This window comes from Methylobacterium sp. CB376 (assembly GCF_029714205.1).
Classification (GTDB): Bacteria; Pseudomonadota; Alphaproteobacteria; order Rhizobiales; family Beijerinckiaceae; genus Methylobacterium.
Window position 1 is genome coordinate 4,195,598 of record NZ_CP121648.1, and the last position, 24,368, is coordinate 4,219,965.

A 24,368-nucleotide genomic window follows, 5' to 3' on the forward strand; every position below is an offset into this window, starting at 1 on the left:
GGGATGCTGGTCGCCCTCCTCGACATCGCGCTGCCGTTCGGGATCGTGCTCGGCCTCGGCCTGTGGCAGCTCCGGCTGCTGCGGCGGGACCGCGCCCGCGGCGAGGAGGTCGCCCGCGCCAGCCGGGAGCGCCCGCCAGAGCCCTGATCCGGGATCCGCGTGATCGCAGCGGATCCCGGATCACGCGCCTGCGCGGCGCCTGAGCGAGGCCGACATCCGCATGGCCGAAATCGGAGATGGCGAAGCCATCAACCGGATGACGTATGACAAGCCCGCGCGGCGCCTGAGCGAAGCCGACATCCGCATGGCCGACATCGGAGATGGCGAAGCCATCAACCGGATGTCGCATGACCCGTCGTCCTTGCCTCGGGCTGGACTTCGGGTCGCCCAGATCCTGGCGGGTCTGGTCCGGTCTCGTCGCGGTGCGGCGCCGAGATCGACGCACCGTCGATGGGATTTTGCGGGATCGAGTCCGGTCCGGGCGGCTTGCCAGCGGGCGCGAACTCGGCCCGTATGGGCGCGACGCATCCTGCCCCGGAGAGGACATGCCGCTCGACCCCGCCCTGCGCGACCGGATCATCGCCTCGGTCGAGGCGGGTTTCCCCGACCAGATCGCCCACACCCAGGCGCTGGTGCGCTTCCCCTCGACCCGCGGCCAGGAGCAGGCGATCCAGGATTTCGTGTTCCGCGCCTTCCGGGCGCGCGGCCTCGCCATGGACCGCTTCGCCATGGACCGGGCGGCGATCGAGGACCATCCGGGCGGCTCGAAATTCGCGCCCGACCACTCGGAGGCGCCGATCGTCGTCGGCATCCACCGGCCGCGGGCGGAGACCGGGCGCTCCCTGATCCTGCAGGCCCACGTGGACGTGGTGCCGCCCGGCCCGATCGACCTGTGGACCCACCCGCCCTTCGAGCCGGTGATCGAGGGGGATTGGCTCTACGGCCGCGGCGGCGCCGACATGAAGGCGGGCCACGCCGCCAACCTGTTCGTGCTCGACGCGCTCACCCGGATCGGCCTGCAGCCCGCCGCCACCGTGACGCTGCAATCGGTCGTGGAGGAGGAATCGACCGGCAACGGGGCCCTGATGACCCACCTGCGCGGCTACCGCGCCGAGGCGGTGCTGATTCCCGAGCCCGAGGAGGAGATGCTGGTGCGCGCCAATACGGGCGTGCTCTGGTTCCAGGTCGAGGTGCGGGGCCGCCCGGTCCACGTGCGCGAGATGGGGACGGGCGCCAACGCGATCGACGCCGCCTACCGGGTGATCGGGGCGCTGCGGCGGCTGGAGGAGAGCTGGAACGCCCGCAAGGCCGGCCGCCGCCACTTCGAGGGGGAGGCGCACCCGATCAACCTCAATGTCGGCCGGATAGAGGGCGGCGACTGGGCCTCCTCGGTGCCGGCCTGGTGCCGGATCGACTGCCGCATCGCGATCTATCCGGGCGTGGGCGCCGAGGAGGCGGCCCGCGAGATCGAGGCGGCGGTGCACGCCTTCGCCCTGGCCGACCCGTTCCTGTCGAACGCGCCCCCGCGCGTGACCTTCAACGGCTTCTTCGCGGAGGGCTACGAGCTCGCCGAGGGCTCGGAGGCGGAGGCCGTGCTCGCCTGGGCCCACGAGGCGGCGACGGGGCGCGCCCTGCGCAGCTTCATGACGGCCGGCTACCTCGACACCCGCGTGCACGCCCTCTACGACCGCGTGCCGGCGCTCTGCTACGGCCCGATCAGCGAGAACATCCACGGCTTCGACGAGCGGGTGAGCCTCGCCTCGCTCAAGCGCATCACCATCGCCATGGCCCTGTTCGTGGCGGAATGGTGCGGGGTCGAGCCGGTGTGAGTTCTGCTCGCCGGTGGATGATGGAGGAGGCGGCGTCCTGGTGCTGGAGGGGCCCGGCGCGAGCCGGGCCTTCGAGCAGGCCAGATCCTGCGCGGTGGCGCGCGGGCGGAACACCGTGACCAGTCGCAAAGTCCTGCAACAGGTGCCGAGTCTGGGGCGTCGAGGGCGCCTGAGCCGACGCGGCGCCGGCGCTCACCCCTTCGCGCGCGCGAGCCCCTTCGCGCGCGCGAGCTGCGCCCGGGCCGCCTCCAGCACCTTGGCGGAGGTGAAGCCGAACTTGGTCTGCAGGTCCTTGATCGGCGCCGAGGAGCCGAAGGTGTGCATGCCGAGGATCGTGCCGGCGCTGCCCGCGTAGCGGTCCCAGCCGATCACCGAGCCCTGCTCCACCACCACGCGCGCCGTCACGGCGGGCGGCAGCACGCTCTCCCGATAGGCGGCGTCCTGCTGCTCGAACAGCTCCCAGGACGGCATCGACACCACCCGCGCCCGCACGCCCTCGCCCCGCAGGGTCTCGTAGGCGCCCAGGCAGAGCTGCACCTCGCTGCCCGTGCCGATCAGGATCAGCTCGGGCGTGCCCTCGCCGCCGGCCAGCACGTAGGCGCCCCTGGCGAGCCCCGAGGCGGGCGCGCAGGTGGCGCGGTCGAAGGTCGGCAGCGGCTGGCGGCTCAGCGCCAGCACGGCCGGCTGGTGCCTGAGGCCCATGATCACCCGGTAGGCCTCCGCCACCTCGTTGGCGTCCGCCGGCCGCAGCGTGATCAGGCCGGGGATCGACCGCAGGGACAGGAGGTGCTCCACCGGCTGGTGGGTCGGGCCGTCCTCGCCGACGCCGATCGAATCGTGCGTGAAGACGTGGAAGACCGGCAGCTCCATCAGCGCCGCGAGGCGGATCGGCGGCCGCATGTAGTCGGAGAAGACCAGGAAGGTCGCCCCGTAGGCGCGCAGGCCCACGAGGCCGAGCCCGTTCACGATCGACCCCATGGCGTGCTCGCGCACCCCGAAATGGATGTTGCGCCCGCCGGGCGTGAACGGCCCGAGCGCCTCCTCGCCCTCGATCCTGGTCTTGTTCGAGGGGGCGAGGTCGGCCGAGCCCCCGAGCAGCCACGGCACCTTGGCGGCGATGGCGTTCAGCACCTTGCCGGAGGATTCGCGGGTGGCGAGGCCCTTGGCGTCGGCCGGGAAGTGCGGGATCGCCGCGTCCCAGCCCGCCGGCAGCTCGCCCGACAGGAAGGAGGAGACCGCGCCGGCGAGGTCCGCGTCGGAGGCGCGCACCTCCTCCATCAGCTCCTGCCACTCGGAAAAGAGCGCCGCGCCGCGGGCGCCGATCCCCTGGCGGAAATTCTCGTAGACGCCGTCCGGCACCAGGAACTCGGCATCCTCCGGCCAGCCGAGGAAGCGCTTGGCGCCCCGGATCTCCTCCACCCCGAGCGCGTCCGAATGCGCCTTGGAGGTGCCCTGCTTGGTCGGCGCGCCGTAGCCGATGACCGAGTTGACGATGATCAGGGTCGGCCGGTCCTGCGATTGCAGGAAGGTCTCGATCGCGCCGGCGAGCGCGGGCACGTCGTTCGCGTCGGCGACGCGCAGCACCTGCCAGCCATAGGCCAGGAAGCGGGTCGCCACCTCCTCGCTGAAGGCGAGGTCGGTGTGGCCCTCGATCGTGACCGTGTTGGAATCGTAGATCCAGCACAGGTTGGCGAGGCGCAGGTGGCCGGCGATCGAGGCGGCCTCGGACGCGACGCCCTCCATCAGGTCGCCGTCGCTGCAAAGGGCGTAGACGTTGAAGTCGAACACCGCCCGCTCGCCGAACGGGAAGCGCTCGTTGAGGAAGCGGGCCCCCATCGCCATGCCGACCGAGTTCGCCACCCCCTGGCCGAGCGGCCCGGTGGTGACCTCGACGCCGGTGGTGAAGTGGTACTCCGGGTGGCCGGGCGTGCGGCTGTCGAGCTGGCGGAAGCGCTTGATGTCGTCGAGGCTCACGGCGGGCTCGTCGGCGCCGTCCTTCTGCGCGACGCCCGCGAGGTGGAGCAGGCTGTAGAGCAGCATCGAGGCGTGGCCGACCGAGAGCACGAAGCGGTCGCGGTTCGGCCAGGTCGGGTGCGCCGGATCGTAGCGCAGGTAGCGGTTCCAGAGCGTGAAGGCGACGGGCGCGAGCGCCATCGGGGCGCCGGCATGGCCGGAATTCGCCTTCTGCACGGCATCCATCGTCAGCGTGCGGATCGTGTCGATGCTGCGCTGGTCGATCGCGCTGATACCGGCCTTCGCGGCGGTCTCGGCTGCACTCATCTCGGACCTCGTCGGGTTCAGGTGCGGGCGGTCGCGCCGGCAGCGCCGCGCCCCTCGTCGTCGCTGCGCTCCATAGCGGGTCCGACCGCGCGACTGAAGTTCAGAAGTGTGTTGACCAGGGCGACGTGGCTGAAGGCCTGCGGGAAGTTGCCGACTTGGCGCTTGGCGACCGGGTCGTACTCCTCGGCGAGCAGCCCCACGTCGTTGCAGGCGGCGAGGAGCCGCTCGATCATCGCCCGGGCCTCCGCGCAGCGCCCGAGGCGGATCAGGTTGTCCGCGTACCAGAAGCTGCAGGGCAGGAAGGCACCCTCGCCGGCCGGGAGGCCGTCCGTGGTCTGGTTCTCGGTGTCGTAGCGCAGGATGAAGCCGTCGCGCATCAGGTCGCGGCCGATCGCCTCGACGGTGCCGACCACCCGCGGGTCGTGGTGGGGCAGGAAGCCCACATGGGCGATCAGGAGCAGGCTCGCGTCGAGGCGCTTGGAGCCGTAGGATTGCACGAAGCTGTTGAGCTCCGGGTCGAAGCCCCTCTCGCAGACCTGCGCGTGGATGCGCGCGCGCACGTCGCGCCAGCGCGCCACGGTGGCATCCCCGGCGCCGTCCCCGTTCAGCCGCTCGTAGAACCGCACTGCCCGGTCGAAGGCCACCCAGGCCATCACCTTCGAGTGCACGAAGTGGCGCCGCCCGCCCCGAACCTCCCAGATGCCCTCGTCCGGCTCGGTCCAGACCTTCTCCAGGTGGGCCAGGAGGGCGAGGCCGACCCGCACGCCGTTATCGTCCCCCTCCATGCCGCGCTCCTCGGCCTGGTAGAGCGCGTCGAAGATCTCGCCGTAGACGTCGAGCTGGAATTGCTGCGAGGCGGCGTTGCCGATGCGCACCGGCCGCGAGCCCTCGTAGCCCGGCAGCCAGTCGATCTCGATCTCGGGCAAGAGCCGCTCCCCGGCGATGCCGTAGAGGATGCGGGCCTGTTCCGGGCTGCCCGCGACCGCGCGCAGGAGCCAGTCGCGCCACGCCCGCGCCTCGTCGAGGTAGCCCGCATCCACCAGGGCGAGGAGCGTGAAGGTCGAATCCCGCAGCCAGCAGTACCGGTAATCCCAGTTGCGCACCCCGCCGAGCGCCTCCGGCAGGGAGGTGGTCGGCGCCGCCACGATCCCGCCCGTGGGCGCGTAGATCAGCGCCTTGAGAGTGAGGAGCGAGCGCAGCAGGATGTCGTCCCAGGGCGTGCCGCCCTGGCAGCGGCTCGACCAGGAGCGCCAGGCGTCGGTGGTGCGGCGCAGGACCTTGCGCGGCTCGATCGGGGCGGGGTCGTCCTCGGCGGAGGGGGCGTAGCTCAGCACGAAGGACAGGCACTCCCCCTGCGCGAGGGTGAAGTCCGAGACGGTGCTGCGCCCGACGCCCCGCAGGGGCGCCTTCGTGCGCAGCACGACCTTGTGCGGGCCGACGATCGCCCGCAGGTCGTCGTGCTCGTTGCGCGAGACCCAGGGCACCGCCGAGCCGTAATCGAAGCGCACCACGAATTCCATGCGGACCGGGACCGACCCGCTCACCCCCTCGACGAGGCGCACGAGGTGGAGCCCGTCGTCGCTCGGCATGTAGTCGGTGACGCGGATCGTGCCGGCCTCGGTCTCGTGCGTGGTCTCCAGCACCAGGGTGCCAGGCCTGTAGCAGCGGGTGACGCGGGTCGCCGGGCCGGCCGGGGCGATGCGCCAATGGCCGTGCTCGGCCGTGCCGAGGAGGGCGGCGAAGCAGGCGGGCGCGTCGAAGCGAGGCCAGCACAGCCAGTCGATGCTGCCGTCGCGGCCGATCAGGGCCGCGCTGCGCCCGTCGCCCACCAGGGCGTAATCCTCGATCCGCGATGCCATGCTCGACCCTGCGGCACTCTCCCGTCCCGGGAGATAGCGGAACGGGTTCGCCGGTCCAGCCGCGGCGCCGGGTCAGGGATGCCGGTCGATCAGGTCCAGCATGGCGCTGCCCGCCTGCACGACGCCGGCGCCGAGGGCCGAGACGTGGCGCACCATCACGCGGCCGGTCTCGACGACGCGCGGCAGGGCGAGCCCCGCGAAGGAGGCGCGCTCGGTGGGCGGCGTCTCCTCCGGCCCGGCCTCCGCGGCCTGGAGAGCGGCCGGGCGGGACGGCCGGGCCTGCGCGGCCTGCAAAGCGTGGCGGGGGCTCGCCGGCCGCCTCGGGGCGGGGCGCGCGCTCAGCGGCAGGGGCTTCTCCGGGGCGGCCGCCGGCAGCGCCTCGCAGAGAGGGCCGGCCGCGGCCGGTTCGGCGGGCGCCCGTGCCTCGGCGGCGAGGGCGCTCGACACCGCGAGGGGGAATTGCCGCGCGAATTCGAGGGGGAGCGGGTGGCGCGTCAGCGCCTCGCCGCCCGCCTCGGCGGTGCGGAACGGGTCCGGGACGGGGCGCGGCGCCGCGGCGGCGGCCTGGCCGGCGGGCGGTCTGGGCGGCGCGTCGCGCCAGTAGAGCGACCCCGCGGCGAGGCAGGCGGCCACGCACAGGGTCGGGAGGAGGGGGAGGTAGCCGAGCGTCCGCCCTCCGTCCACCGATCCCGGCGCAGCCTCGCGCCGGCCGTCGAACTCGCTCATGGGGCCGATCCTCCGTTCGCTCACCCGCGCAGTGAGCCGCGGTTTTGCGGCCGAACCGCGGCCTTTTCATTGCGGCGAGGTTTCGCAGGGTCGCGCCGGCGAGGTCTTGCGAGCCCCGGGCCGCTCCCCCGGCCGATGCGGGGTTTCCGCCCCCGCCGCGCGGTGCGAGCGCGGCCCGCGGGGACGGGTCCGGCGCGGCCGAGCCGCCGAAGCACGATCCGACTTCCGTCCGATCCCGACCGCCCCGGCCCGACATTTGCCTCTTGCGCCCGGCATGCCCGACCCTGTGACCAATGCCCCGCTGACCTCCCCCGACCAGAGCCTGACCATCGCGGTCGTCGACCCGAGCCGGGCGCGCGCGGCCGTGCTGGAGGAGGGCCTGCGCAACCTCGACGGCGCCCGCGTCGTCGTGATTCCCGACACGGTCGACCTCCTCGACAGGCTCTCGGCCCTGGCGCCCGACGTGGTCGTCATCCACCTCGAGAGCCCGAGCCGCGACCTCCTGGAGCAGCTCTTCGGCGTCTCCCGCCTGGTCGAGAAGCCGGTCGCGATGTTCGTCGACCGCAGCGACACCGCCATGATGCAGGCCGCGGTGGATGCGGGCATCTCGGCCTACATCGTGGACGGGCTCAAGGCGGACCGGATCAAGCCGATCATCGAGGTGGCGATCCTGCGCTTCAACGCCTTCGCGCGGCTCCAGCGCGAACTGGCCGAGGCCCGCAACGAACTCGCCGACCGCAAGCTCATCGACCGCGCCAAGGGCATCCTGATGAGCGCCAAGGGCCTGTCGGAGGACGAGGCCTACAAGCAGCTGCGCCGCAAGGCCATGAACGAGAAGCGCAAGATCGTGGACATCGCCCGCGCCATCGTCACCGCCGCGGACCTGCTCGGATGAGGTTCCAGCTCGGATACGTCCCGCTCACGGACGCCGCCACCGTCATCGCGATGGCTGAAGGCGGCTTCGCCGCCCGGGAAGGCCTGCGCGTCGAGCTCGTGGCCGAGCCCTCCTGGGCGACCCTGCGCGACAAGCTCGCCCTCGGCCTCCTCGACGGCGCCCACATCCTGGCGCCCCTCGCCCTCGCGAGCCATCTCGGCCTCAGCGGCCCGCCCGCGAGCCTGATCGCCCCGGCGGCGCTCGGCCGCAACGGCAACGCCGTCACCCTGTCGCTTCCCCTCTGGGAGGCGATGCGCCCGGACGGCGAGGCCCTGCCCGAGGTGGCCCGCGCCCTCGCCGCCCTGGCCGGAGCGCGGGCCGCGGCGGGGCGGCCGCTCACCTTGGGGACCGTGCATCCCTTCTCCAGCCACACCTACCAGCTGCGCCGGCTGCTCGCCCTCGGCGGCTGCCGCCTCGACCAGGTCCGGCTCGTCGCCGTGCCGCCGCCGCGGACCGTCGAGTCCCTGCGCCGGGGCCTGATCGACGGCTTCTGCGTCGGCGCGCCCTGGAACAGCGTCGCGGTGGAGGCCGGGGTCGGGCGCATCGCCGCCCTCGGCGTCGATCTCGCGCCGGATTGCCCCGAGAAGGTGCTGGCGCTGCCGGCCGAGCTGGAGGAGCGGGCGCCGCCGCTGCTGCGCGCCCTGCGGGCGGCGGCGCGCTGGTGCGGGGAGCCGGGCAACCGGCCCGACCTCGCCCGCATGCTCGCGGCGCCGCGCCACCTCGGCCTCGACCCCGACCTGATCCTGCGCGGGCTCGCCGGGTCGCTGCAGCTCGCGCCCCGGGGCGCCGCCCCGCGCGCCGCGCCCGACTACCTGACCCTCGGGGAGGAGGTCCTGGCCTTCGACATGGGGGCGATCGACTGGATCCTCGCCGAGATGGAGGCCTGCGGCCAGTTCGCCGCGCCGCCCGCCGCCCGCGCCCAGGCGGCGGCCCTGCCCAGGCCCGACCTGCTGGCCGCCTGAGCATCATTCGCCGAGGCGGTCGCCGGTCCGGGGGCGGTCAAGGACGCGAGAGCGAGAGGCGCGGCAGACTTGCCGCACGCGGTCTTGCCGCACGCCTTCTTGCCCCACGCCTTCTCGCCCCACGCCTTCTCGCCCGACGCCATCTTGCCCGACGCCGTTCTGCTCAGCGCGCAGGCAGGCCGGCGGCCTGCCTGTTTGGCAGACAGGGCGCTGAGGATTTGTGCAGCGCAGCACGGGGCGGCGCCCGGTGGCCGGTCCCGTGCCGGATCGGCTGGAATCGATCCAGATCAATGACTTGGGCGGGTCGACGAGAGTTGGCACGGGATCTGCTTTGAAAAGATCGAGCCCGTCAGCGCCGACGGGATCTCACCGTCAGCAAGGCCGCTGACCCGACTCTCCGCTGGAGCCCCGCCTGCCGGGGCCCGGACGAGCTTGGGCAGCGGTTTTTTTCGTTTCGGCAACGCGGGCGCCGCCCGCAAGGACGACAGGAGCGGGACACGGTGTCGATCGGCAGGGGTGACCACACGACGCGTCGCGGCCTTCTGAAGGGGGCGGCCGCCGCCCTCTCGCTCACCGCCGCCGCCAGGGCCGCGCTGCCGGGCGGGGCCTTCGCGCAGGGGACGGGGCCCGAGGTGAAGGGCGCCAAGCTCGGCTTCATCGCGCTGACCGACGCGGGCCCGCTCTTCGTCGCCAAGGAGAAGGGCTTCTTCGCCAAGCACGGCATGCCCGAGGTGGAGGTGCTCAAGCAGGCCTCCTGGGGCACCACCCGCGACAACCTCGTCCTCGGCTCCGAGGGCAACGGCATCGACGGCGCCCACATCCTGACGCCGATGCCCTACCTGATCAGCGCCGGCCGGGTGACCCAGAACAACGTCCCGGTGCCGATGCACATCCTCGCCCGGCTCAACCTCAACGGGCAGTGCATCTCGGTGGCCAAGGAGTACCTCGACGCCAAGGTGGCGCTCGATTCCAAGGTCTTCCGGGTCGCGACCGACAAGAAGAAGGCCGCCGGCAAGTCCGTGAAGGCCGCCATGACCTTCCCGGGCGGCACCCACGACCTCTGGATCCGCTACTGGCTGGCGGCCGGCGGGATCGATCCGGACCGCGACATCGAGACCATCGTGGTGCCGCCGCCCCAGATGGTGGCGAACATGAAGGTCGGCACGATGGATTGCTTCTGCGTCGGCGAGCCGTGGAACGCCCAGCTCGTCCAGCAGGGGCTCGGCTACACGGCGCTCACCACCGGCGAGCTCTGGAAGGACCATCCCGAGAAGGCCTTCGCCATGCGGGCGGACTGGGTCCAGAAATACCCGAACGCCACCCGCGCCCTGCTGATGGCGGTGATCGAGGCGCAGCAATGGTGCGACCGGCCCGAGAACCGGGACGAGTTCGCCGCCATCGTGGCCAAGCGCCAGTGGATCAACATCCCGGTCGGCGACGTCGCCGGGCGCATGAAGGGCACCATCGATTACGGCGACGGCCGGGTCGTGAAGGACAGCCCCTTCGTGATGAAGTTCTTCCGCGACCACGCCTCCTATCCGTTCCAGTCCCACGACCTCTGGTTCCTCACCGAGGACATCCGCTGGGGCAAGTTCGAGCCCCAGACCGACACCAGGGCCCTGATCGCCAAGGTCAACCGCGAGGACCTGTGGCGCGAGGCGGCCAAGGCGCTCGGCGTGAGCGCGATCCCGGCCTCGACCTCGCGGGGCAGGGAGACCTTCTTCGACGGCAAGGTCTTCGATCCGGCCGATCCGGCCGCCTACCTGTCCAGCCTCAGCATCAAGAAGGTGGCGTGATGGCCCTCGGAACCTCCATCGGCGGCCTCGCCGCCGCGCGGCGGAAGGGGGAGGCGTCGCGCGGCCCCCTCGTCACGGCGGCGGGCCTGAGGGCCCTCGCGGCCCGCATCGTGCCGCCCCTCGTGGTGCTCGGCCTGTTCCTGCTCGTCTGGCAGGTGCTCTGCGACCGGCCCGGCGCCGGCCTGCCCGCCCCGTCGCGGGTGATGAGCGAGGCCTGGCCGATCATCTCCGACCCGTTCTTCGACAATGGCGGCACCGACAAGGGGCTGTTCTGGCACATCGTGGCGAGCCTGCAGCGCGTGGCGCTCGGCTTCGCGCTCGCCTCCGTGGCGGGCGTGCTGCTCGGCACGCTGGTCGGCCAGTCCGAATGGGCCATGCGCGGCCTCGACCCGATCTTCCAGGTGCTGCGCACCATCCCGCCCCTCGCCTGGCTGCCGCTCTCGCTCGCGGCCTTCCGGGATGGCCAGCCCTCGGCCATCTTCGTGATCTTCATCACCTCGATCTGGCCGATCATCATCAACACGGCGGTCGGAATCCGCAACATCCCGCAGGATTACCGCAACGTCGCGTCGGTGCTCCGGCTCAACGCCTTCGAGTTCTTCGGCAAGATCATGCTGCCCTCGGCGGCGCCCTACATCTTCACCGGTCTTCGCATCGGGGTCGGCCTGTCGTGGCTGGCGATCGTGGCGGCCGAGATGCTGATCGGCGGCGTCGGCATCGGCTTCTTCATCTGGGACGCGTGGAACTCCTCGCATATCAGCGAGATCATCGTCGCCCTCGTCTATGTCGGCGTGATCGGCTTCGTCCTCGACCGCGTGGTCGCCGGGATCGGGCAACTCGTCACCCGCGGCACCGCCAGCGCCTGAGGAGCCCCGCGCCATGAGCCACCTCGTCCTCTCGAATGTCGGCATCAGCTTCACGCGGGCCGGGCGCACCACGGAAGTGCTGCGCGACGTCAACCTCTCGATCGCCAAGGGCGAGTTCGTCTCGCTGATCGGCCATTCGGGCTGCGGCAAGTCGACGGTGCTCAACATCGTGGCGGGCCTGCTGCGCGCCTCGACGGGCGGCGTCCTGCTCGACGACCGCGAGGTCAACAGCCCCGGTCCCGAGCGGGCCGTGGTGTTCCAGAACCACTCGCTCCTGCCCTGGCTCACCGTGCGGGAGAACGTGGCCCTCGCGGTCGACAAGGTGCTGCGCGCCAGGAAGGGCCGGGCGGAGCGGCGCGACTGGGTCGCGCACAACCTCGCCCTCGTGAACATGACGCACGCGGCCGAGAAGCGCCCGCACGAGATCTCCGGCGGCATGAAGCAGCGCGTCGGCATCGCCCGGGCGCTCGCCATGGAGCCGAAGGTGCTGCTGATGGACGAGCCCTTCGGCGCCCTCGACGCCCTGACCCGGGCCCATCTCCAGGACCAGCTCATGGAGATCCACCTGCGCCTGCGCAACACCGTCATCATGATCACCCACGACGTGGACGAGGCGGTGCTCCTCTCCGACCGCATCGTGATGATGACGAACGGCCCCTCCGCCACGATCGGCGAGGTCCTGGCCGTGCCGCTCGCCCGGCCGCGCCGGCGCCTCGACCTCGTCGAGGACCCGACCTACACGCATGCCCGCGCGGAGGTGCTGGAATTCCTCTACGCCCGGCACGCCAAGCCGGCCCTCGCCGCCTGAGGCCGGGACGATGCAGGAACGCCTCGTCGTGGTCGGCAACGGCATGGCCTCGCTCCGCTTCCTGGAGCGGCTGACCGAGCGCCAGGGCGGCCGCTACGCGGTGACGGTCGTCGGCGCCGAGCCGGTGGCGGCCTACAACCGCGTGCTGCTCTCCTCGCTGCTCGGCGGCGAGGTCGACGAGGCCGCCTGCACCTTCCGCGGCCTCGACTGGTACGCCGATCACGGCATCACCCTGGTCACCGGCGCGCCCGCCACCGCCATCGACCGGGAGTCCCGCACCGTCCGGGTCGGGGAGGGGCTCGTCCTCCCCTACGACCGGCTCGTCCTCGCGGTCGGCTCGGTGCCGATCCGCCTGCCGAGGCCCGGGATGGACCTCCCCGGCATCGTCACCTTCCGCGACCTCGCGGACGTGGCGGCGATCCGGCGCGCCGCCGCGCCCGGCGCCCGCGCGGTGGTGATCGGCGGCGGCCTGCTCGGGCTCGAAGCGGCGGTCGGCCTCGCCCGGCTCGGCGCCGAGACGACGCTCCTCCACGTGATGGACCGCCTGATGGAGCGCCAGCTCGACCACGCCGCCGCCGACCTCGTGAGACGGGCCATCGAGGCGCGCGGGGTGCGGGTGCGGCTCGGGGCCGACACCGCCGCGGTCGAGGGCGAGGGGCGCGTCGAGGCCCTGCGCCTCGCCGACGGCGCGACGATCCCGGCCGACCTCGTCGTCCTGTCGGTCGGGGTGCGGCCCTCCACGTCGCTCGCCGCCGCCTCGGGCCTCGCGGTCGGGCGCGGCATCCGGGTCGACGACCGGATGACCACCTCCGACCCGTCCGTCTTCGCCCTCGGCGAGTGCGCCGAGCACCGGGGCATGACCTACGGCCTCGTCGAGCCGGCCTACGAGCAGGCCGAGGTGCTGGCCCGCCACCTCTGCGGCGAGGCGGCCGCCTACGCGGGCACCGCCCTCTCCACCAGCCTGAAGGTCTCCGGCCTGCCGGTCTTCTCGGCCGGGCTCGTGGACGTGCCGGAGGGCGCCGAGGCCGTGACCTGGAGCGATCCGGCGGCGGGGCTCTACCGCAAGCTCGTCATCGCCGAGAACCGCCTCCTCGGCGCGGTCTTCGTCGGCGACGTCGCCGAGCAGGGCTGGTGCAAGGCCCTGATCCGCTCGGGCGAGCGCCTCGCCCGCGCCGACCGGGACGACCTGATCTTCGGTCGCCCGGCTCCCCAACCCCTCGCAGCGTGAAGGAGCGCGCAATGGCCGACGACTTCGACGCCGAGCAGAAGCGTTACCTCGAAGGATTCGCGAACGGGATCCAGGCCGTCCGCCTGACCGGCGGGATCGGCCTCGGCGGCGCGGCGGCCCCGCCGGCCGCCGAGCCGACCGGGCCCGACGCCATCCACATCAAGGCCCAGGACCGGGTCGTGAAGGCCGGCGGCAAGCTCGCCGACCAGGAGAAGTGGAAGCGCGCCGAGAACCCCTTCGACGGGCACAACCGCCTGATCGCCGAGGCCGAAACCGGCAAGGCGCCCAAGCCCGAGGACAATTTCCGCTGGCGCTACCACGGCCTGTTCTGGGTCGCGCCGGCCCAGAACTCCTACATGTGCCGCCTGCGCATCCCGAACGGGATCCTGCAGCACTGGCAGTTCGCCGGCATCGCCGACCTCGCGGATGCCCATGGCGGCGGCTACGCCCACGTCACCACGCGGGCGAACCTGCAGGTGCGCGAGATCGCCCCCGAGCACGGCCAGCCCTTCCTCGACGGGCTCGTGGATCTCGGCCTGACCGCCCGGGGGGCCGGCGCCGACAACATCCGCAACGTCACCGGCTCGCCGACCGCCGGCATCGACGCCCAGGAACTCCTCGACACCCGCCCCCTCGCCAGGTCCTGGCACAACTGGATCCTGAACGACCGCTCCCTGTACGGCCTGCCGCGCAAGTTCAACGTGGCGTTCGACGGCGGCGGCGTGCTGCCGGTGCTGGAGGAGACGAACGACATCGGCTTCCAGGCGGTCGAGGTGGCGGAGGGCGCCGCGGTCGCGCCGGGCCTCTGGATGCGCCTCGTGCTCGGCGGCATCACCGGCCACCGCGACATCGCCCGCGACACCGGCGTGGTGCTGCGCCCGAGCGCGTGCAACCGGGTCGCGGACGCGATCCTGCGCGTCTTCATCGAGAACGGCGACCGCACCAACCGCAACAAGGCCCGGCTGAAATACGTCCTCGACGCCTGGGGCTTCGACGCCTACCTCGCCGCCGTCGAGGACAAGCTCGGGCGCAGGCTCGACCGGGTCGATCCGGCCCATATCAGGCCCCGGGGCGGCTTCGACCGCTTCGCCCATGTCGGCGTGCATCCCCAGAAGCAGGCGGGCCTGAACTGGATCGGCGTCGTGCTGCCGGTCGGCAAGATGACGACCGACCAGATGCGCGCCCTCGCGCAGATCGCCCGGGAATGCGGCGACGGCCTGATCCGCCTCACCGTCTGGCAGAATTTCCTGATCTCGGGCGTGCCGGACGCCCGCGTGGCGGAGGTCGAGGCCCGGGTCGCGGCGCTCGGCCTGACCACCAAGGCGTCGAGCATCCGGGCCGGCCTCGTCGCCTGCACGGGCAATCGCGGCTGCAAGTTCGCGGCCTCGGACACGAAGGGCCACGCCCTGATGATCGCCGACCACGTCGAGGCCCGGGTGAGGGACCTCGACGTGCCGGTGAACCTGCACCTGACCGGCTGCCACCATTCCTGCGCCCAGCACTACATCGGCGATATCGGCCTGATCGGCGCCAAGGTGGTGGTGAGCGAGGAGGGCGACACCGTCGAGGGCTACGACATCGTGGTCGGCGGCGGCTTCGGCGAGGCGGCCAGGATCGGGACCGAGATCTGGAAGGCGGTGCGGGCCGAGGAGTGCCCGGGCCGGGTGGAGGCGCTGCTGCGCGACTACCTCGCCCACCGCACCGGCCCGCAGGAGAGTTTCCAGGCCTTCACCGCCCGGCGCGGGCCGGAGGCCCTGAAGGGCCTCGCCGAGGCCCGGATGCTGGAGGCGGCCGAATGAGCGCCGCCCTCGGAGCCGCCGGCGCGGGGCCCGCCCGCGCGACCGCGTCCGCCCCGCATTCTCCCCGGTGACCGCCATGACCCAGCACGTCACGCCCCCCCTCGTCCTGATTCCCGAGAGCGCGCCCTTCACCGCCGACCAGCGGGCGTGGCTCTCCGGCTATTTCGCGGCGCTCCTCGGCCCGGCGCTGGAGGGCGCGACCGCGCTCGCGCCCGGCGAGGTCCCGGCCGCCGGCCCGGCGCTCGCCGACAACGGCGACGCGCCCTGGCACGACCCGTCGATCCCCCTCGGCGACCGCATGGCCATGGCCACGGAGCGCTCCGCGGCGCAGAAGCTGATGGCCGCCATGGCCCAGCAGGATTGCGGCCAGTGCGGCTACACCTGCGCCGACTACGCCAACGCCATCTTCCTCAGGAAGGAGGAGCGCCTGAACCTCTGCCAGCCCGGGGGCAAGGAGACCCTCCGGATGCTGAAGAAGCTGGAGGCGGAGGTTGCCGGCGCGGCCCCGGCGGCGCCCGCCGCGGCGGCAATAGCCGCAGAGGCCGCCCCGGCGGCCGGGGCGGCGACCGGCCCCTCCGGCTATTGCCGCGAGAACCCGGCCGAGGCGGTCTTCCTCTCCCGGCGCCGCCTCAACGCGCCCGGCGGCGAGAAGGAGACCTGGCACATCGAGATCGACCTCGCCGGCACCGGCATCGATTACGCGGTCGGCGATTCCCTCGGGCTGTTCCCGGCCAACGCCCCGGCCCTGGTCGACACGGTCATCGCCGAACTCGGCGCCCGGCCCGAGCGGGTCGTCGCCACCCGCTTCGGCGAGGCGACGCTGCGCGACCACCTGCTCGGCCACTACGCGCTCGGCGCGGCGCCGGACGGGCTGTTCCAGCTCCTCTCGCTCCTCACCTCGGGCCCGGCGCGCCGCAAGGCGCAGGCCCTCGCCGCCGGGGAGGATCCGGACGGCGACCTCGCCCATCTCGACGTGCTCGCGGCCCTGCACAAGTTCCCGGGCGCGCGGCCGGACGCCGAGGTCTTCCTCGAAGCCCTCGACCCGTTGCAGCCGCGCCTCTACTCGATCTCGTCGAGCCCCAAGGCCGATCCGGGCCGCGTCTCGCTCACCGTCGACGCGGTGCGCTACAGCCACCGCTCGCGGCTGCGCCTGGGCGTCGCCTCGACCCATCTGGGCGAGCGCCTCGCCGAGGCCGCCAAGGTGAAGGTCTACCTACAGAAGGCGCACGGGTTCGGCCTGCCGGACGATCCCGGGACGCCGATCATCATGGTCGGGCCCGGCACCGGCATCGCGCCCTTCAGGGCCTTCCTGCGCGAGCGCGCCGCCGTCAAGGCGCCGGGCCGCAACTGGCTGTTCTTCGGCCACCAGCGGCAGGCCTCGGACTTCTTCTACCGGGACGAGCTCAACGGCCTGAAGGAGGCCGGCATCCTCACGCGCCTCTCCCTCGCCTGGTCGCGCGACGGCGGCGAGAAGACCTACGTCCAGGACCGCATGCGCGAGAACGGCCGCGAGGTCTGGCGCTGGCTGGAGGAGGGCGCCCACTTCTACGTCTGCGGCGATGCCAAGCGCATGGCCAAGGACGTCGAGCGCGCGCTCATCGACATCGCCGCCAAGGAGGGCGGCCGCAGCCCCGACGACGCGGTGGCCTACCTCGCCGCCCTCAAGAAGGCCGGCCGCTACCAGGCCGACGTGTACTGAGCGCAGCGCCCTCCAATCCGCGGAAGCGTCCTTGATGAACCTCCACGTCCCCGACCTCTTGCCCGACCTCTTGCCCGACCTCTTGCCCGACCTCTTGCCCGACCTCTCGCGGCTGCCGGAGCCGGTGCGCACGACCTGCCCCTATTGCGGCGTCGGCTGCGGGGTGCTCGCGCGGCCGGACGGGCAGGGGGGCGCCCGCGTCGAGGGCGATCCCGAGCACCCGGCGAATTTCGGTCGCCTCTGCTCCAAGGGCTCGGCCCTGGGGGAGACCCTCTCCCTCGACGAGCGGGTGCTCCACCCGACGGTCGCGGGCGCACGCGTGACCTGGGACCGCGCCCTCGACGAGGTGGCGGCGCGCTTCCGGCGCGCGGCCGCCGAGCACGGCCCGGATGCGATCGCCTTCTACCTCTCCGGCCAGCTCCTGACCGAGGATTACTACGTCGCCAACAAGCTCGCGAAGGGCTTCATCGGCACCCCGCACGTCGACACCAATTCGCGGCTGTGCATGTCCTCCTCGGTGGCGGCGCACCGGCGCGCCTTCGGGTCCGACACGGTGCCGGGCTGCTACGAGGATCTCGACGAGGCCGACCTCATCGTCCTCGTCGGCTCGAACGCCGCGTGGTGCCACCCGGTCCTGTTCCGCCGCATGCTCGACGCGCGGGCGCGGCGCGGGACCAGGATCGTGGCGGTCGATCCGCGCCGCACCCAGACCGGCGAGGAGGCCGACCTCTTCCTGGGCCTGAGGCCCGGCACCGACGCGGCCCTGTTCTCCGGGCTCCTGATCCACCTCGCCGAGACCGGCGGCCTCGATTCCCGCTTCATCGCCGCGCACACGGCCGGCTTCGAGGCCGCCCTGGAGCGGGCCCGCCTCATCGCCCCCGACGCGGCCGCGACCGCCGCCGCCACGGGCCTGACCGGGGCCGAGGTCGCGACCTTCTTCGACCTGTTCCGGACCACGCCCCGCGCCGTGACGGCCTTCTCGCAGGGGGTGAACCAATCCTCCCAGGGCACCGACAAGGCCAACGCGATCATCAATTGCCACCTCGCCACCGGGCGGATCGGCCGGCCCGGCACGGGGCCGTTCTCGCTCACCGGCCAGCCCAACGCCATGGGCGGGCGGGAGGTCGGCGGGCTCGCCAACATGCTGGCGGCCCACATGCACTTCGCGCCCGAGGAGGTCGACCTGGTGCGCCGCTTCTGGGGCGCGCCGCGGATCGTCACCGGCGAGGGGCTGAAGGCCGTCTCCCTGTTCGAGGCGATCGAGCGGGGCAGGATCAAGGCCCTCTGGGTGATGGGGACGAACCCGGCCGTCTCGATGCCGCGGGCCGACCGCGTCCGCGCCGCCCTGCGCGGCCTCGACACGCTGGTGATCGCCGAGGCCGTCGCGACCACGGACACGCTCGCGCTGCGCCGGGACGCGATCGTGCTGCCGGCCCTCGCCTGGGGCGAGAAGGACGGCACGGTGACCAATTCCGAGCGGCGCATCTCCCGCCAGCGCCGCTTCCTGCCGGCGCCCGGCGAGGCGCGGGCCGATTGGTGGATGCTGGCGCAGGTCGGGCAGCGCCTCGGCCACCTCCAGGCCTTCGCCTGGCCGAACGTGGCGGCGGTCTTCCGCGAGCACGCCGCCCTGTCCGGCTTCGAGAATGCGGGCAGCCGCGACTTCGACCTCTCCGGCCTCGCCGAGATCCCGGACGCCGCCTACGAGGCGGCCCGGCCGGTGCAGTGGCCGCTGCCCCGCCGGGCGAAGGGCGGGCAGGCCCGGCTGTTCGGGGATGGGCGCTTCTTCACCCGCGACCGGCGCGCCCGCTTCGTCGCCGTGCAGGCGCCCGCCCTGGCCCACCCGACGAGCGAGGCCTTCCCGTTCCGGCTCAATACCGGGCGGGTGCGCGACCACTGGCACACGCTGACCCGCACGGGGAGGAGCCCGAAGCTCTCGGCCCACCGCGCCGTGCCCTTCTGCGAGATCCACCCGCGGGACGCGGCCCGGATCGGCCTCTCGGACGGGGACCTCGCCCGCGTCACCACGGCCCACGGCAGCGCGGTGCTGGAGGTGATGCTGACGCCCGGCGCGCAGGAGGGCGTGCTCTTCGCCCCGATGCACTGGAGCGCGGCGACCTCCTCGGCGGGCCGCGTCGGCGCCCTGGTGCAGGGGGCGGTCGATCCGGTCTCGGGCCAGCCGGAGCTCAAGGCCACCCCGGCCGCGATCGCGCCGGTGCCGATGCGCTCGCGCGGCTTCCTGATCACCCGGGAGCCGGTGGCGGCGCCGGAGGGCTGGTGGTGGGCGCGCGCCACCATCGAGGGCGGCGTCGGGCTGATCGTGGCGACCGAGGACGGGCCGGACGAGGCGGCCGCCCTGATGCGGCGCCTGTTCCCGGACGCGTCCTTCAGCGCCTACGCGGATCCGGGCTGCGGCGTCTACCGGGCGGCCGCCTTCGTCGAGGGGCGCCTCGTCGGGGCGCTCGCCCTCGCGCCGGCGGCCGAGCGGCCCTCCTTCGAGGCCGCGAAGGCCTTCTTCCGCACGCAGGAACTGCTCGAACCGGCGGCGCGCCGCGCCCTGATCTCGGGACGGGCGCAGAGCGGCGGCGCCGGTCCCCTGGTCTGCGCCTGCCACAATGTCGGGCGCGACGTCATCGTCGGGGCGATCAGGGGCGGCGCCCACGCCGTCGAGGCGGTCGGCGCGGCCTGCCGGGCCGGCACCAATTGCGGCTCGTGCATCCCTGAGATCCGCAAGCTGCTGGCGGCCGAACTTGCGCCGAGCCCGGCCTGAGCGCATCGTCCCGAGCGAGAGAGTTCCGTACTTGAGGACGATGAGTTCCCCCCGAACCCCGCGCGAGACGCGCTCCCCCGGCCTCGAACCGCTCGCGGTGCTGCCGGTCTTCGTGACGCTGCAGGGCAAGCGGGCGGTCCTGGCCGGCGCCGGCGGCGGCGCCGCCTGGAAGGCGAAGCTGCTCGCCGCGGCGGGCGCCCAGGTGGACGTCTACGCCCCCGACCCGACCGAGGAGATGCGCGCCGCGCCCGCCGAGGCGGTGGCCGGCCGCATCGTGCTGCACGCCCGCGACTGGAGCCCGGCCGACCTCGCGGGGGCCGCCCTGGCGATCGCCGCCCAGGAGGACGAGGGCGCGTGCGCCTGCTTCGTCGCGGCGGCGCGGCAGGCCGGCGCGATCGTCAACGCCGTCGATCGGCCGCATCTCTGCGACGTGTCCTTCGGGGCGATCGTCAACCGCTCGCCGCTCGTGGTCGGCATCTCGACCGAGGGGGCGGCCCCGGTCTTCGGCCAGACCGTGCGGGCGCGGATCGAGGCGATGCTGCCCTCCGGCTTCAAGGCCTGGGTGGCGGCGGCGCGCGACTGGCGGGCGGCGGTGAGCGCGCGCTACCACGCCTTCGCGGAGCGGCGCGCCTTCTGGGAACGCTTCGCCGACCGCGCCTTCGCGGAGCCCGACCGGGCGCCCACCCGGGCCGATCTCGACGAGCTGACGAGAGAGGCCGATGCGGGCCCGCGCGGCGGCGCCGTCGTGCTGGTGGGGGCGGGGCCCGGGGACGCGGAGCTCCTGACGCTCAAGGCCCTGCGGGCCCTGCGCAGCGCCGACGTGATCCTGTACGACGACCTCGTGGCGCCGGAGATCCTCGACTACGCGCGGCGGGAGGCCCGCACCATGCTGGTCGGCAAGACCGGGCACGGCCCGTCCTGCCGACAGGACGACATCAACGCCCTGATGGTGAGCCTCGCGCGCTCGGGCAAGCGGGTGGTGCGGCTGAAATCCGGCGATCCGCTCGTCTTCGGCCGGGCCGGGGAGGAGATCGACGCCTGCCGGGCGGCGGGGGTGCCGGTCTCGGTGGTGCCGGGTGTGACGGCGGCGCAGGGCGCGGCGGCCTCGCTCTGCCTCTCGCTCACGCACCGCGACGCGGCGCGGCGCCTGCAATACGTGACCGGCCACGACCGCCGCGGCGCGCTGCCGGACGACCTGAACTGGGCGGCGCTCGGCGATTCCTCGGTCACGACCGTGATCTACATGCCCAAGCGCACGCTGGGCGCGCTGCTGGCCCGGGCCATCGCTGAAGGGTTGCGCCCCGACACGCCGGCGCTGGCGGTCTTCAACGCGACGCGGCCGGACCAGGCGGTGCTGCGGGGCAGCGCGACCAGCTTGGCGGAGGCGATCGCGGCGAGCGGGATCGCGGGTCCGGCGATCGTGATGGTGGGCGACGCGGTCGGTCGGGGCGCCGAGGCCCTGATCGCGGAGGCCGTGGCCGGGTTCCCGGTGGGGCCCGACGCGGGGCGGGAACCGCGCTCGCTGTCGGGGTGAGGCGCCGGCGCGGCGCCCCTCCGAAGGCCCGCCGGCCCGGCCCGAGAGGCTCAGGCGGCGAGCTTGGCGGCGATCACGTCGTTCTGGTTGCTCGCGAAGAGCGGCGCCGAGGCGGGGGTCGGGGTCAGGCGGTCGGCGGCGACGCGCACCAGCGAGGCGTTCACGGCGACGGCGGCGACGAGACCGAGCAGGGCGAAGGCGATCATCGGTGGCACTCCCGAGTGGCGTTGTGCGACGCACACAATATGGCACCGCACAAAAAGCGCTGGTATGCCATATGCCAGAAGGGAGCCATGCAACGGAAGCATGACGGCAGCCTTCGACGGGTCAGGCCCCCTCGCTGGGCCGGCCGACCGACAGCATCTTGCGGGCCCCCCAGTGCCCCAGCCCGATCGCCGCGGCGATGAACGGGGCCGCGACGATGAGGGCGCCGAGCACCTCCGACCCGGTCAGCCAGGCCAGGAGCTTCACGGCGGCCACGAGCAGCAGGAAGCTCCCGCAGCACAGGAAGATCAGCCCGCCGCCGAAGGAGGAGCCGAGCCGCATCACCGTGCGGCGGATGCCGTCGAGTTCGTGCGCCAGGAGCGCGTATTGCGCGACCGCGAGATCGCCGGCCTCCCGGACCGCGTCGAGCATCAGCCTGACGGTCGACCTCTGATCGTCCTGAGCGATCCGCCGCGTCCGCGCCATCGTCCTGCCGCCTGAAGTGAGTCGGGTCCGGGCCGACAACGGCGGCGGGCCGAGCCCGTTCCGCGGCCCCGCCCGCCTCGGGCAGCGCGCTCCCGGCATCGCCCGCGCCTCCACCGGCGGTGGCCGGTTCGGTCCTTCGGGCCGTCGCCTGGCGGCAAGCCGCCGCCGCAGGAGATCACAGGCTTGATTTGGGTTAAATCATATCCTAAATGAGCACCATGAGCACCGCAAACGCGATGCCGCACGGCCTGACGCGGGCGAGGGGGCGGCCCAGGGAATTCGACATCGATGTCGCCCTTGATCGGGCTATCTCGTATTTCCGTGAGCACGGTTATAATGGCGTCTCTATTGCCGATCTTTCGGGTGCGCTGAATTTATCCGCTGGAAGCATATATAAGGCCTTCCATAGTAAGCACGAACTATTTTGCGCGGCTCTCGACAGGTATTTAAAGCTGCGTGGCACGAGGCTATCGGAAATTGCGGGTTGCTCGGAAAGTGGTCGGGACAAGCTGCGCCGCGTTTTGGATTTCTATGCGGAATCCTCGCACACCTCGGAAGGACGTGGCGGTTGTTTGGTGATCGTCGGCACGGTCGAACTCGGCAGTACAGATCCGGTCGTGGCCGCCAAGGTGGCCGACGCTCTGAGGCGGAACGAGGAAAGGCTGACGGTGATGATACGAGCCGGCCAGAGCGATGGCTCGATCCGCAAGGACCTGGATGCGGCGACCACGGCGAGAGCTCTGCTCGCGATGGTTCAAGGCATGCGTGTCTTGGGTAAGACCGGACGCGAGCGTGAAGCGATGATGGCCCTCGTGGGAGTAGCCATGCGGCTGCTCGATTAGAGCATGGTGCGACGAAGTCGATGCCGGCTCGTCGCGGACAAGGCGGCACAATCAATGACCGAGGGCAGCGTCCGATTGCAACCTGATCGGGCGCTGCTCTCGTGCGACGCAGCCCACATCGGTGACGAAGTTCCGGAGAGGGGCGCCAATCATCCCCCCGACAGTCTAGCGGGACTCTCTGCCTAGAACGTAAACGCAACGACACGAGGTTGCCTTTCAGCGTGTCGGGAGGCGGTGCGCTCCCCCGGCATTGCGATTTTCCGAGCGCAATTAGGGAACAAAATGATCCAAAATACCGTGGGTGCAACCGCGAGGCATCCAGCATCGCTTCGCACGCAGGATCCAGGAATGTCGAAGCGGCTCATGACTCTCCTGGCCTGCGCATGCGGCCTGATCGCCGCGAATATTTATTACGCACAGCCCCTTATTGGCCCAATCAGTTCTGAATTGAATTTGCCGAAAGAAGCTGGCGGCCTCATCGTTACCTTGACGCAGATTGGCTATGGTGCCGGGCTGTTGCTCGTGGTGCCTCTTGGTGATCTTTTCGAGAATCGCCGGCTTGCCATTTCCATCCTGGTCATCGGCGCATTCGGGCTCCTCATCTCCGGAATCGCCAGCTCGGCCGCGCCCTTTCTCGCCGCTGCCCTGATGGTGGGTTTGGGCTCGGTCACGGTGCAGATTCTCGTCCCCTACGCCGCACATCTGTCGCCAGAGGCCACGCGTGGCCGCGTGGTCGGTAACGTGATGAGCGGTTTGATGATGGGCATCATGCTGGCTCGACCCTTGGCGAGTCTGATCACAAACTTTTCGTCCTGGAGGGTCGTCTTTTTCTTTTCGTGCGCAATCATGATTGGCCTTACGCTCATACTCCGCTCTGCGTTGCCTCTCCGGCCAGTCACGGCTAAGATGAGCTATGGCAAAATGCTCGCTTCGATGGCCCATCTCGTCCGGACGACGCCGGCGTTGCGACGGAGGGCACTCTATCACGCCTGCATGTTCGGTGCGTTCAGTCTCTTTTGGACGATAACACCGCTTCTGTTGATGGGGCCGGCGTTTGGCTTCAGCCAACGGGGTATCGCTCTCTTCGCCTTGGCCGGCGTCGCCGGAGCCGTCGCCGCACCGATCGCCGGCCGGATCGCGGACCGTGGATGGATCAGATCTGCAACGGCTGCTGCCATGATGATGGCGGTCGCCGTCTTCGCCATGACGCATATCGCCGTGTTGGGCTCCAACCTATCGCTCGCGCTCTTCGTGCTGGCCGGCATCATCTTGGATTTTGCAGTGTCGGCCAATCTCGTCCTCGGACAACGTGTGATTTTTGCGTTGGCGCCCGAGTTTCGTGCGCGGTTGAATGGTGTCTACATGACAACCTTCTTCTTCGGTGGCGCGTTTGGTTCCGCTCTAGGGAGCTGGGTGTTTGCCCGCTACGGGTGGAACGGAGCATCTGCTGCCGGCATCGCCTTTGGGCTGATCGCCTTGGGATATTTCGCAACCGAGAAGGCGAGCGGATCGCGCGCGTGATGGCTTCCTGCTCGACGCCTCGCCGTCGACGGCCGCGGCCTCGCCGGCGACCCCGATGATAGCGGTGGCGATCCGCTTCGCCACCTCTCCGCGCATCCGAACCGGAGCGCGATCGTCTTGTCCGGATGGGCTTCGGCCGCCGCCACGGCGCTGCGAAGCCCTCTTTGGCAAAGCTCCGGCGGCGCCGGACACCCCTCTCGCGTGTTCGGCACGAGCCGATGGCCCGAC

General features: G+C 72.0%; 19 protein-coding genes. 14 read left to right on the forward strand and 5 right to left on the reverse strand.

The window, feature by feature from the left end:
• Positions 1-3 precede the first annotated feature (3 nt).
• A complete protein-coding gene (locus QA634_RS18950; protein WP_012333515.1) occupies positions 4-147 on the forward strand; it encodes a hypothetical protein in 144 nt (47 codons plus the stop codon).
• Between the two features lie 398 nt (positions 148-545).
• On the forward strand, positions 546-1,829 hold the full coding sequence (locus QA634_RS18955) for an ArgE/DapE family deacylase (RefSeq protein WP_012333516.1): 1,284 nt from the start codon (positions 546-548) through the stop codon (positions 1,827-1,829).
• Positions 1,830-2,021: 192 nt separating this feature from the next.
• Here the strand turns inward: QA634_RS18955 and tkt are convergent, their stop codons facing one another.
• From tkt to QA634_RS18970, 3 genes are all read right to left on the reverse strand, one after another.
• The gene (gene tkt / locus QA634_RS18960; protein WP_012333517.1) at positions 2,022-4,109 is read right to left on the reverse strand and encodes a transketolase; all 2,088 of its coding nucleotides are present in this window, start codon (positions 4,107-4,109) and stop codon (positions 2,022-2,024) included.
• Between the two features lie 17 nt (positions 4,110-4,126).
• Complete coding sequence (locus QA634_RS18965; protein WP_012333518.1) at positions 4,127-5,968, reverse strand: glycoside hydrolase family 15 protein; 1,842 nt, start codon at positions 5,966-5,968, stop codon at positions 4,127-4,129.
• A 72-nt stretch (positions 5,969-6,040) separates the two neighbouring features.
• Entirely contained in the window at positions 6,041-6,694 is a 654-nt protein-coding gene (locus QA634_RS18970; protein WP_012333519.1) for a hypothetical protein, read from the reverse strand.
• Positions 6,695-6,968: 274 nt separating this feature from the next.
• Between QA634_RS18970 and QA634_RS18975 the strand changes: the two genes are divergently transcribed.
• The 10 genes from QA634_RS18975 to cysG all read left to right on the forward strand — a co-directional run bounded on the left by QA634_RS18975 (position 6,969) and on the right by cysG (position 21,087).
• On the forward strand, positions 6,969-7,589 hold the full coding sequence (locus QA634_RS18975) for an ANTAR domain-containing response regulator (RefSeq protein ID WP_050777495.1): 621 nt from the start codon (positions 6,969-6,971) through the stop codon (positions 7,587-7,589).
• Positions 7,586-8,590 (forward strand): CmpA/NrtA family ABC transporter substrate-binding protein, encoded by a 1,005-nt coding sequence (locus QA634_RS18980; protein WP_012333521.1) that lies wholly within the window; start codon positions 7,586-7,588, stop codon positions 8,588-8,590. Before QA634_RS18975 ends, QA634_RS18980 begins: the two co-directional genes overlap by 4 nt.
• A 500-nt stretch (positions 8,591-9,090) precedes the next feature.
• The gene (locus QA634_RS18985; RefSeq protein WP_012333522.1) at positions 9,091-10,386 is read left to right on the forward strand and encodes a CmpA/NrtA family ABC transporter substrate-binding protein; all 1,296 of its coding nucleotides are present in this window, start codon (positions 9,091-9,093) and stop codon (positions 10,384-10,386) included.
• Entirely contained in the window at positions 10,386-11,252 is an 867-nt protein-coding gene (gene ntrB / locus QA634_RS18990; RefSeq protein WP_012333523.1) for a nitrate ABC transporter permease, read from the forward strand. Before QA634_RS18985 ends, ntrB begins: the two co-directional genes overlap by 1 nt.
• A gap of 13 nt (positions 11,253-11,265) precedes the next feature.
• Positions 11,266-12,060 (forward strand): ABC transporter ATP-binding protein, encoded by a 795-nt coding sequence (locus QA634_RS18995; RefSeq protein WP_012333524.1) that lies wholly within the window; start codon positions 11,266-11,268, stop codon positions 12,058-12,060.
• 10 nt (positions 12,061-12,070) lie between these two features.
• Positions 12,071-13,288 carry an NAD(P)/FAD-dependent oxidoreductase gene (locus QA634_RS19000; RefSeq protein WP_012333525.1) on the forward strand — a complete coding sequence of 406 codons (1,218 nt, stop codon included), beginning with the start codon at positions 12,071-12,073 and terminating at the stop codon, positions 13,286-13,288.
• 11 nt (positions 13,289-13,299) lie between these two features.
• Positions 13,300-15,087, forward strand: a complete 1,788-nt coding sequence (locus QA634_RS19005) for a NirA family protein (protein WP_012333526.1) — start codon at positions 13,300-13,302, stop codon at positions 15,085-15,087.
• Positions 15,088-15,163: 76 nt separating this feature from the next.
• Positions 15,164-16,786, forward strand: a complete 1,623-nt coding sequence (locus tag QA634_RS19010) for a sulfite reductase subunit alpha (RefSeq protein WP_012333527.1) — start codon at positions 15,164-15,166, stop codon at positions 16,784-16,786.
• Positions 16,787-16,820: 34 nt separating this feature from the next.
• Entirely contained in the window at positions 16,821-19,553 is a 2,733-nt protein-coding gene (locus tag QA634_RS19015) for a nitrate reductase (RefSeq protein WP_012333528.1), read from the forward strand.
• A gap of 40 nt (positions 19,554-19,593) precedes the next feature.
• On the forward strand, positions 19,594-21,087 hold the full coding sequence (cysG, locus tag QA634_RS19020; RefSeq protein ID WP_012333529.1) for a siroheme synthase CysG: 1,494 nt from the start codon (positions 19,594-19,596) through the stop codon (positions 21,085-21,087).
• Between the two features lie 50 nt (positions 21,088-21,137).
• Here the strand turns inward: cysG and QA634_RS19025 are convergent, their stop codons facing one another.
• A complete protein-coding gene (locus QA634_RS19025; protein WP_012333530.1) occupies positions 21,138-21,293 on the reverse strand; it encodes a hypothetical protein in 156 nt (51 codons plus the stop codon).
• A 121-nt stretch (positions 21,294-21,414) separates the two neighbouring features.
• Positions 21,415-21,777 (reverse strand): phage holin family protein, encoded by a 363-nt coding sequence (locus QA634_RS19030; RefSeq protein WP_012333531.1) that lies wholly within the window; start codon positions 21,775-21,777, stop codon positions 21,415-21,417.
• A gap of 209 nt (positions 21,778-21,986) precedes the next feature.
• Here QA634_RS19030 and QA634_RS19035 point away from each other — a divergent pair, with 209 nt between their 5' ends.
• Complete coding sequence (locus QA634_RS19035; RefSeq protein ID WP_150108686.1) at positions 21,987-22,619, forward strand: TetR/AcrR family transcriptional regulator; 633 nt, start codon at positions 21,987-21,989, stop codon at positions 22,617-22,619.
• Positions 22,620-22,901: 282 nt separating this feature from the next.
• Entirely contained in the window at positions 22,902-24,140 is a 1,239-nt protein-coding gene (locus QA634_RS19040; protein ID WP_415926888.1) for an MFS transporter, read from the forward strand.
• Positions 24,141-24,368: the final 228 nt, after the last annotated feature.

Excerpts from the sequence above, each read along its gene's own strand:
- QA634_RS19030 (WP_012333531.1), bottom strand. The coding sequence starts at position 21,777 with ATGGCGCGGACGCGGCGGATCGCTCAGGACGATCAGAGGTCGACCGTC.
- QA634_RS19005 (WP_012333526.1), top strand. The coding sequence starts at position 13,300 with ATGGCCGACGACTTCGACGCCGAGCAGAAGCGTTACCTCGAAGGATTC.
- QA634_RS18950 (WP_012333515.1), top strand. The coding sequence starts at position 4 with ATGCTGGTCGCCCTCCTCGACATCGCGCTGCCGTTCGGGATCGTGCTC.
- QA634_RS18955 (WP_012333516.1), top strand. The coding sequence starts at position 546 with ATGCCGCTCGACCCCGCCCTGCGCGACCGGATCATCGCCTCGGTCGAG.
- QA634_RS19015 (WP_012333528.1), top strand. The coding sequence starts at position 16,821 with ATGAACCTCCACGTCCCCGACCTCTTGCCCGACCTCTTGCCCGACCTC.
- QA634_RS18965 (WP_012333518.1), bottom strand. The coding sequence starts at position 5,968 with ATGGCATCGCGGATCGAGGATTACGCCCTGGTGGGCGACGGGCGCAGC.
- tkt (WP_012333517.1), bottom strand. The coding sequence starts at position 4,109 with ATGAGTGCAGCCGAGACCGCCGCGAAGGCCGGTATCAGCGCGATCGAC.
- cysG (WP_012333529.1), top strand. The coding sequence starts at position 19,594 with ATGAGTTCCCCCCGAACCCCGCGCGAGACGCGCTCCCCCGGCCTCGAA.
- QA634_RS19000 (WP_012333525.1), top strand. The coding sequence starts at position 12,071 with ATGCAGGAACGCCTCGTCGTGGTCGGCAACGGCATGGCCTCGCTCCGC.
- QA634_RS19025 (WP_012333530.1), bottom strand. The coding sequence starts at position 21,293 with ATGATCGCCTTCGCCCTGCTCGGTCTCGTCGCCGCCGTCGCCGTGAAC.
- QA634_RS18970 (WP_012333519.1), bottom strand. The coding sequence starts at position 6,694 with ATGAGCGAGTTCGACGGCCGGCGCGAGGCTGCGCCGGGATCGGTGGAC.
- QA634_RS19010 (WP_012333527.1), top strand. The coding sequence starts at position 15,164 with ATGACCCAGCACGTCACGCCCCCCCTCGTCCTGATTCCCGAGAGCGCG.
- QA634_RS19040 (WP_415926888.1), top strand. The coding sequence starts at position 22,902 with ATGATCCAAAATACCGTGGGTGCAACCGCGAGGCATCCAGCATCGCTT.
- QA634_RS18995 (WP_012333524.1), top strand. The coding sequence starts at position 11,266 with ATGAGCCACCTCGTCCTCTCGAATGTCGGCATCAGCTTCACGCGGGCC.
- QA634_RS18975 (WP_050777495.1), top strand. The coding sequence starts at position 6,969 with ATGCCCGACCCTGTGACCAATGCCCCGCTGACCTCCCCCGACCAGAGC.
- QA634_RS19035 (WP_150108686.1), top strand. The coding sequence starts at position 21,987 with ATGAGCACCATGAGCACCGCAAACGCGATGCCGCACGGCCTGACGCGG.
- QA634_RS18980 (WP_012333521.1), top strand. The coding sequence starts at position 7,586 with ATGAGGTTCCAGCTCGGATACGTCCCGCTCACGGACGCCGCCACCGTC.
- ntrB (WP_012333523.1), top strand. The coding sequence starts at position 10,386 with ATGGCCCTCGGAACCTCCATCGGCGGCCTCGCCGCCGCGCGGCGGAAG.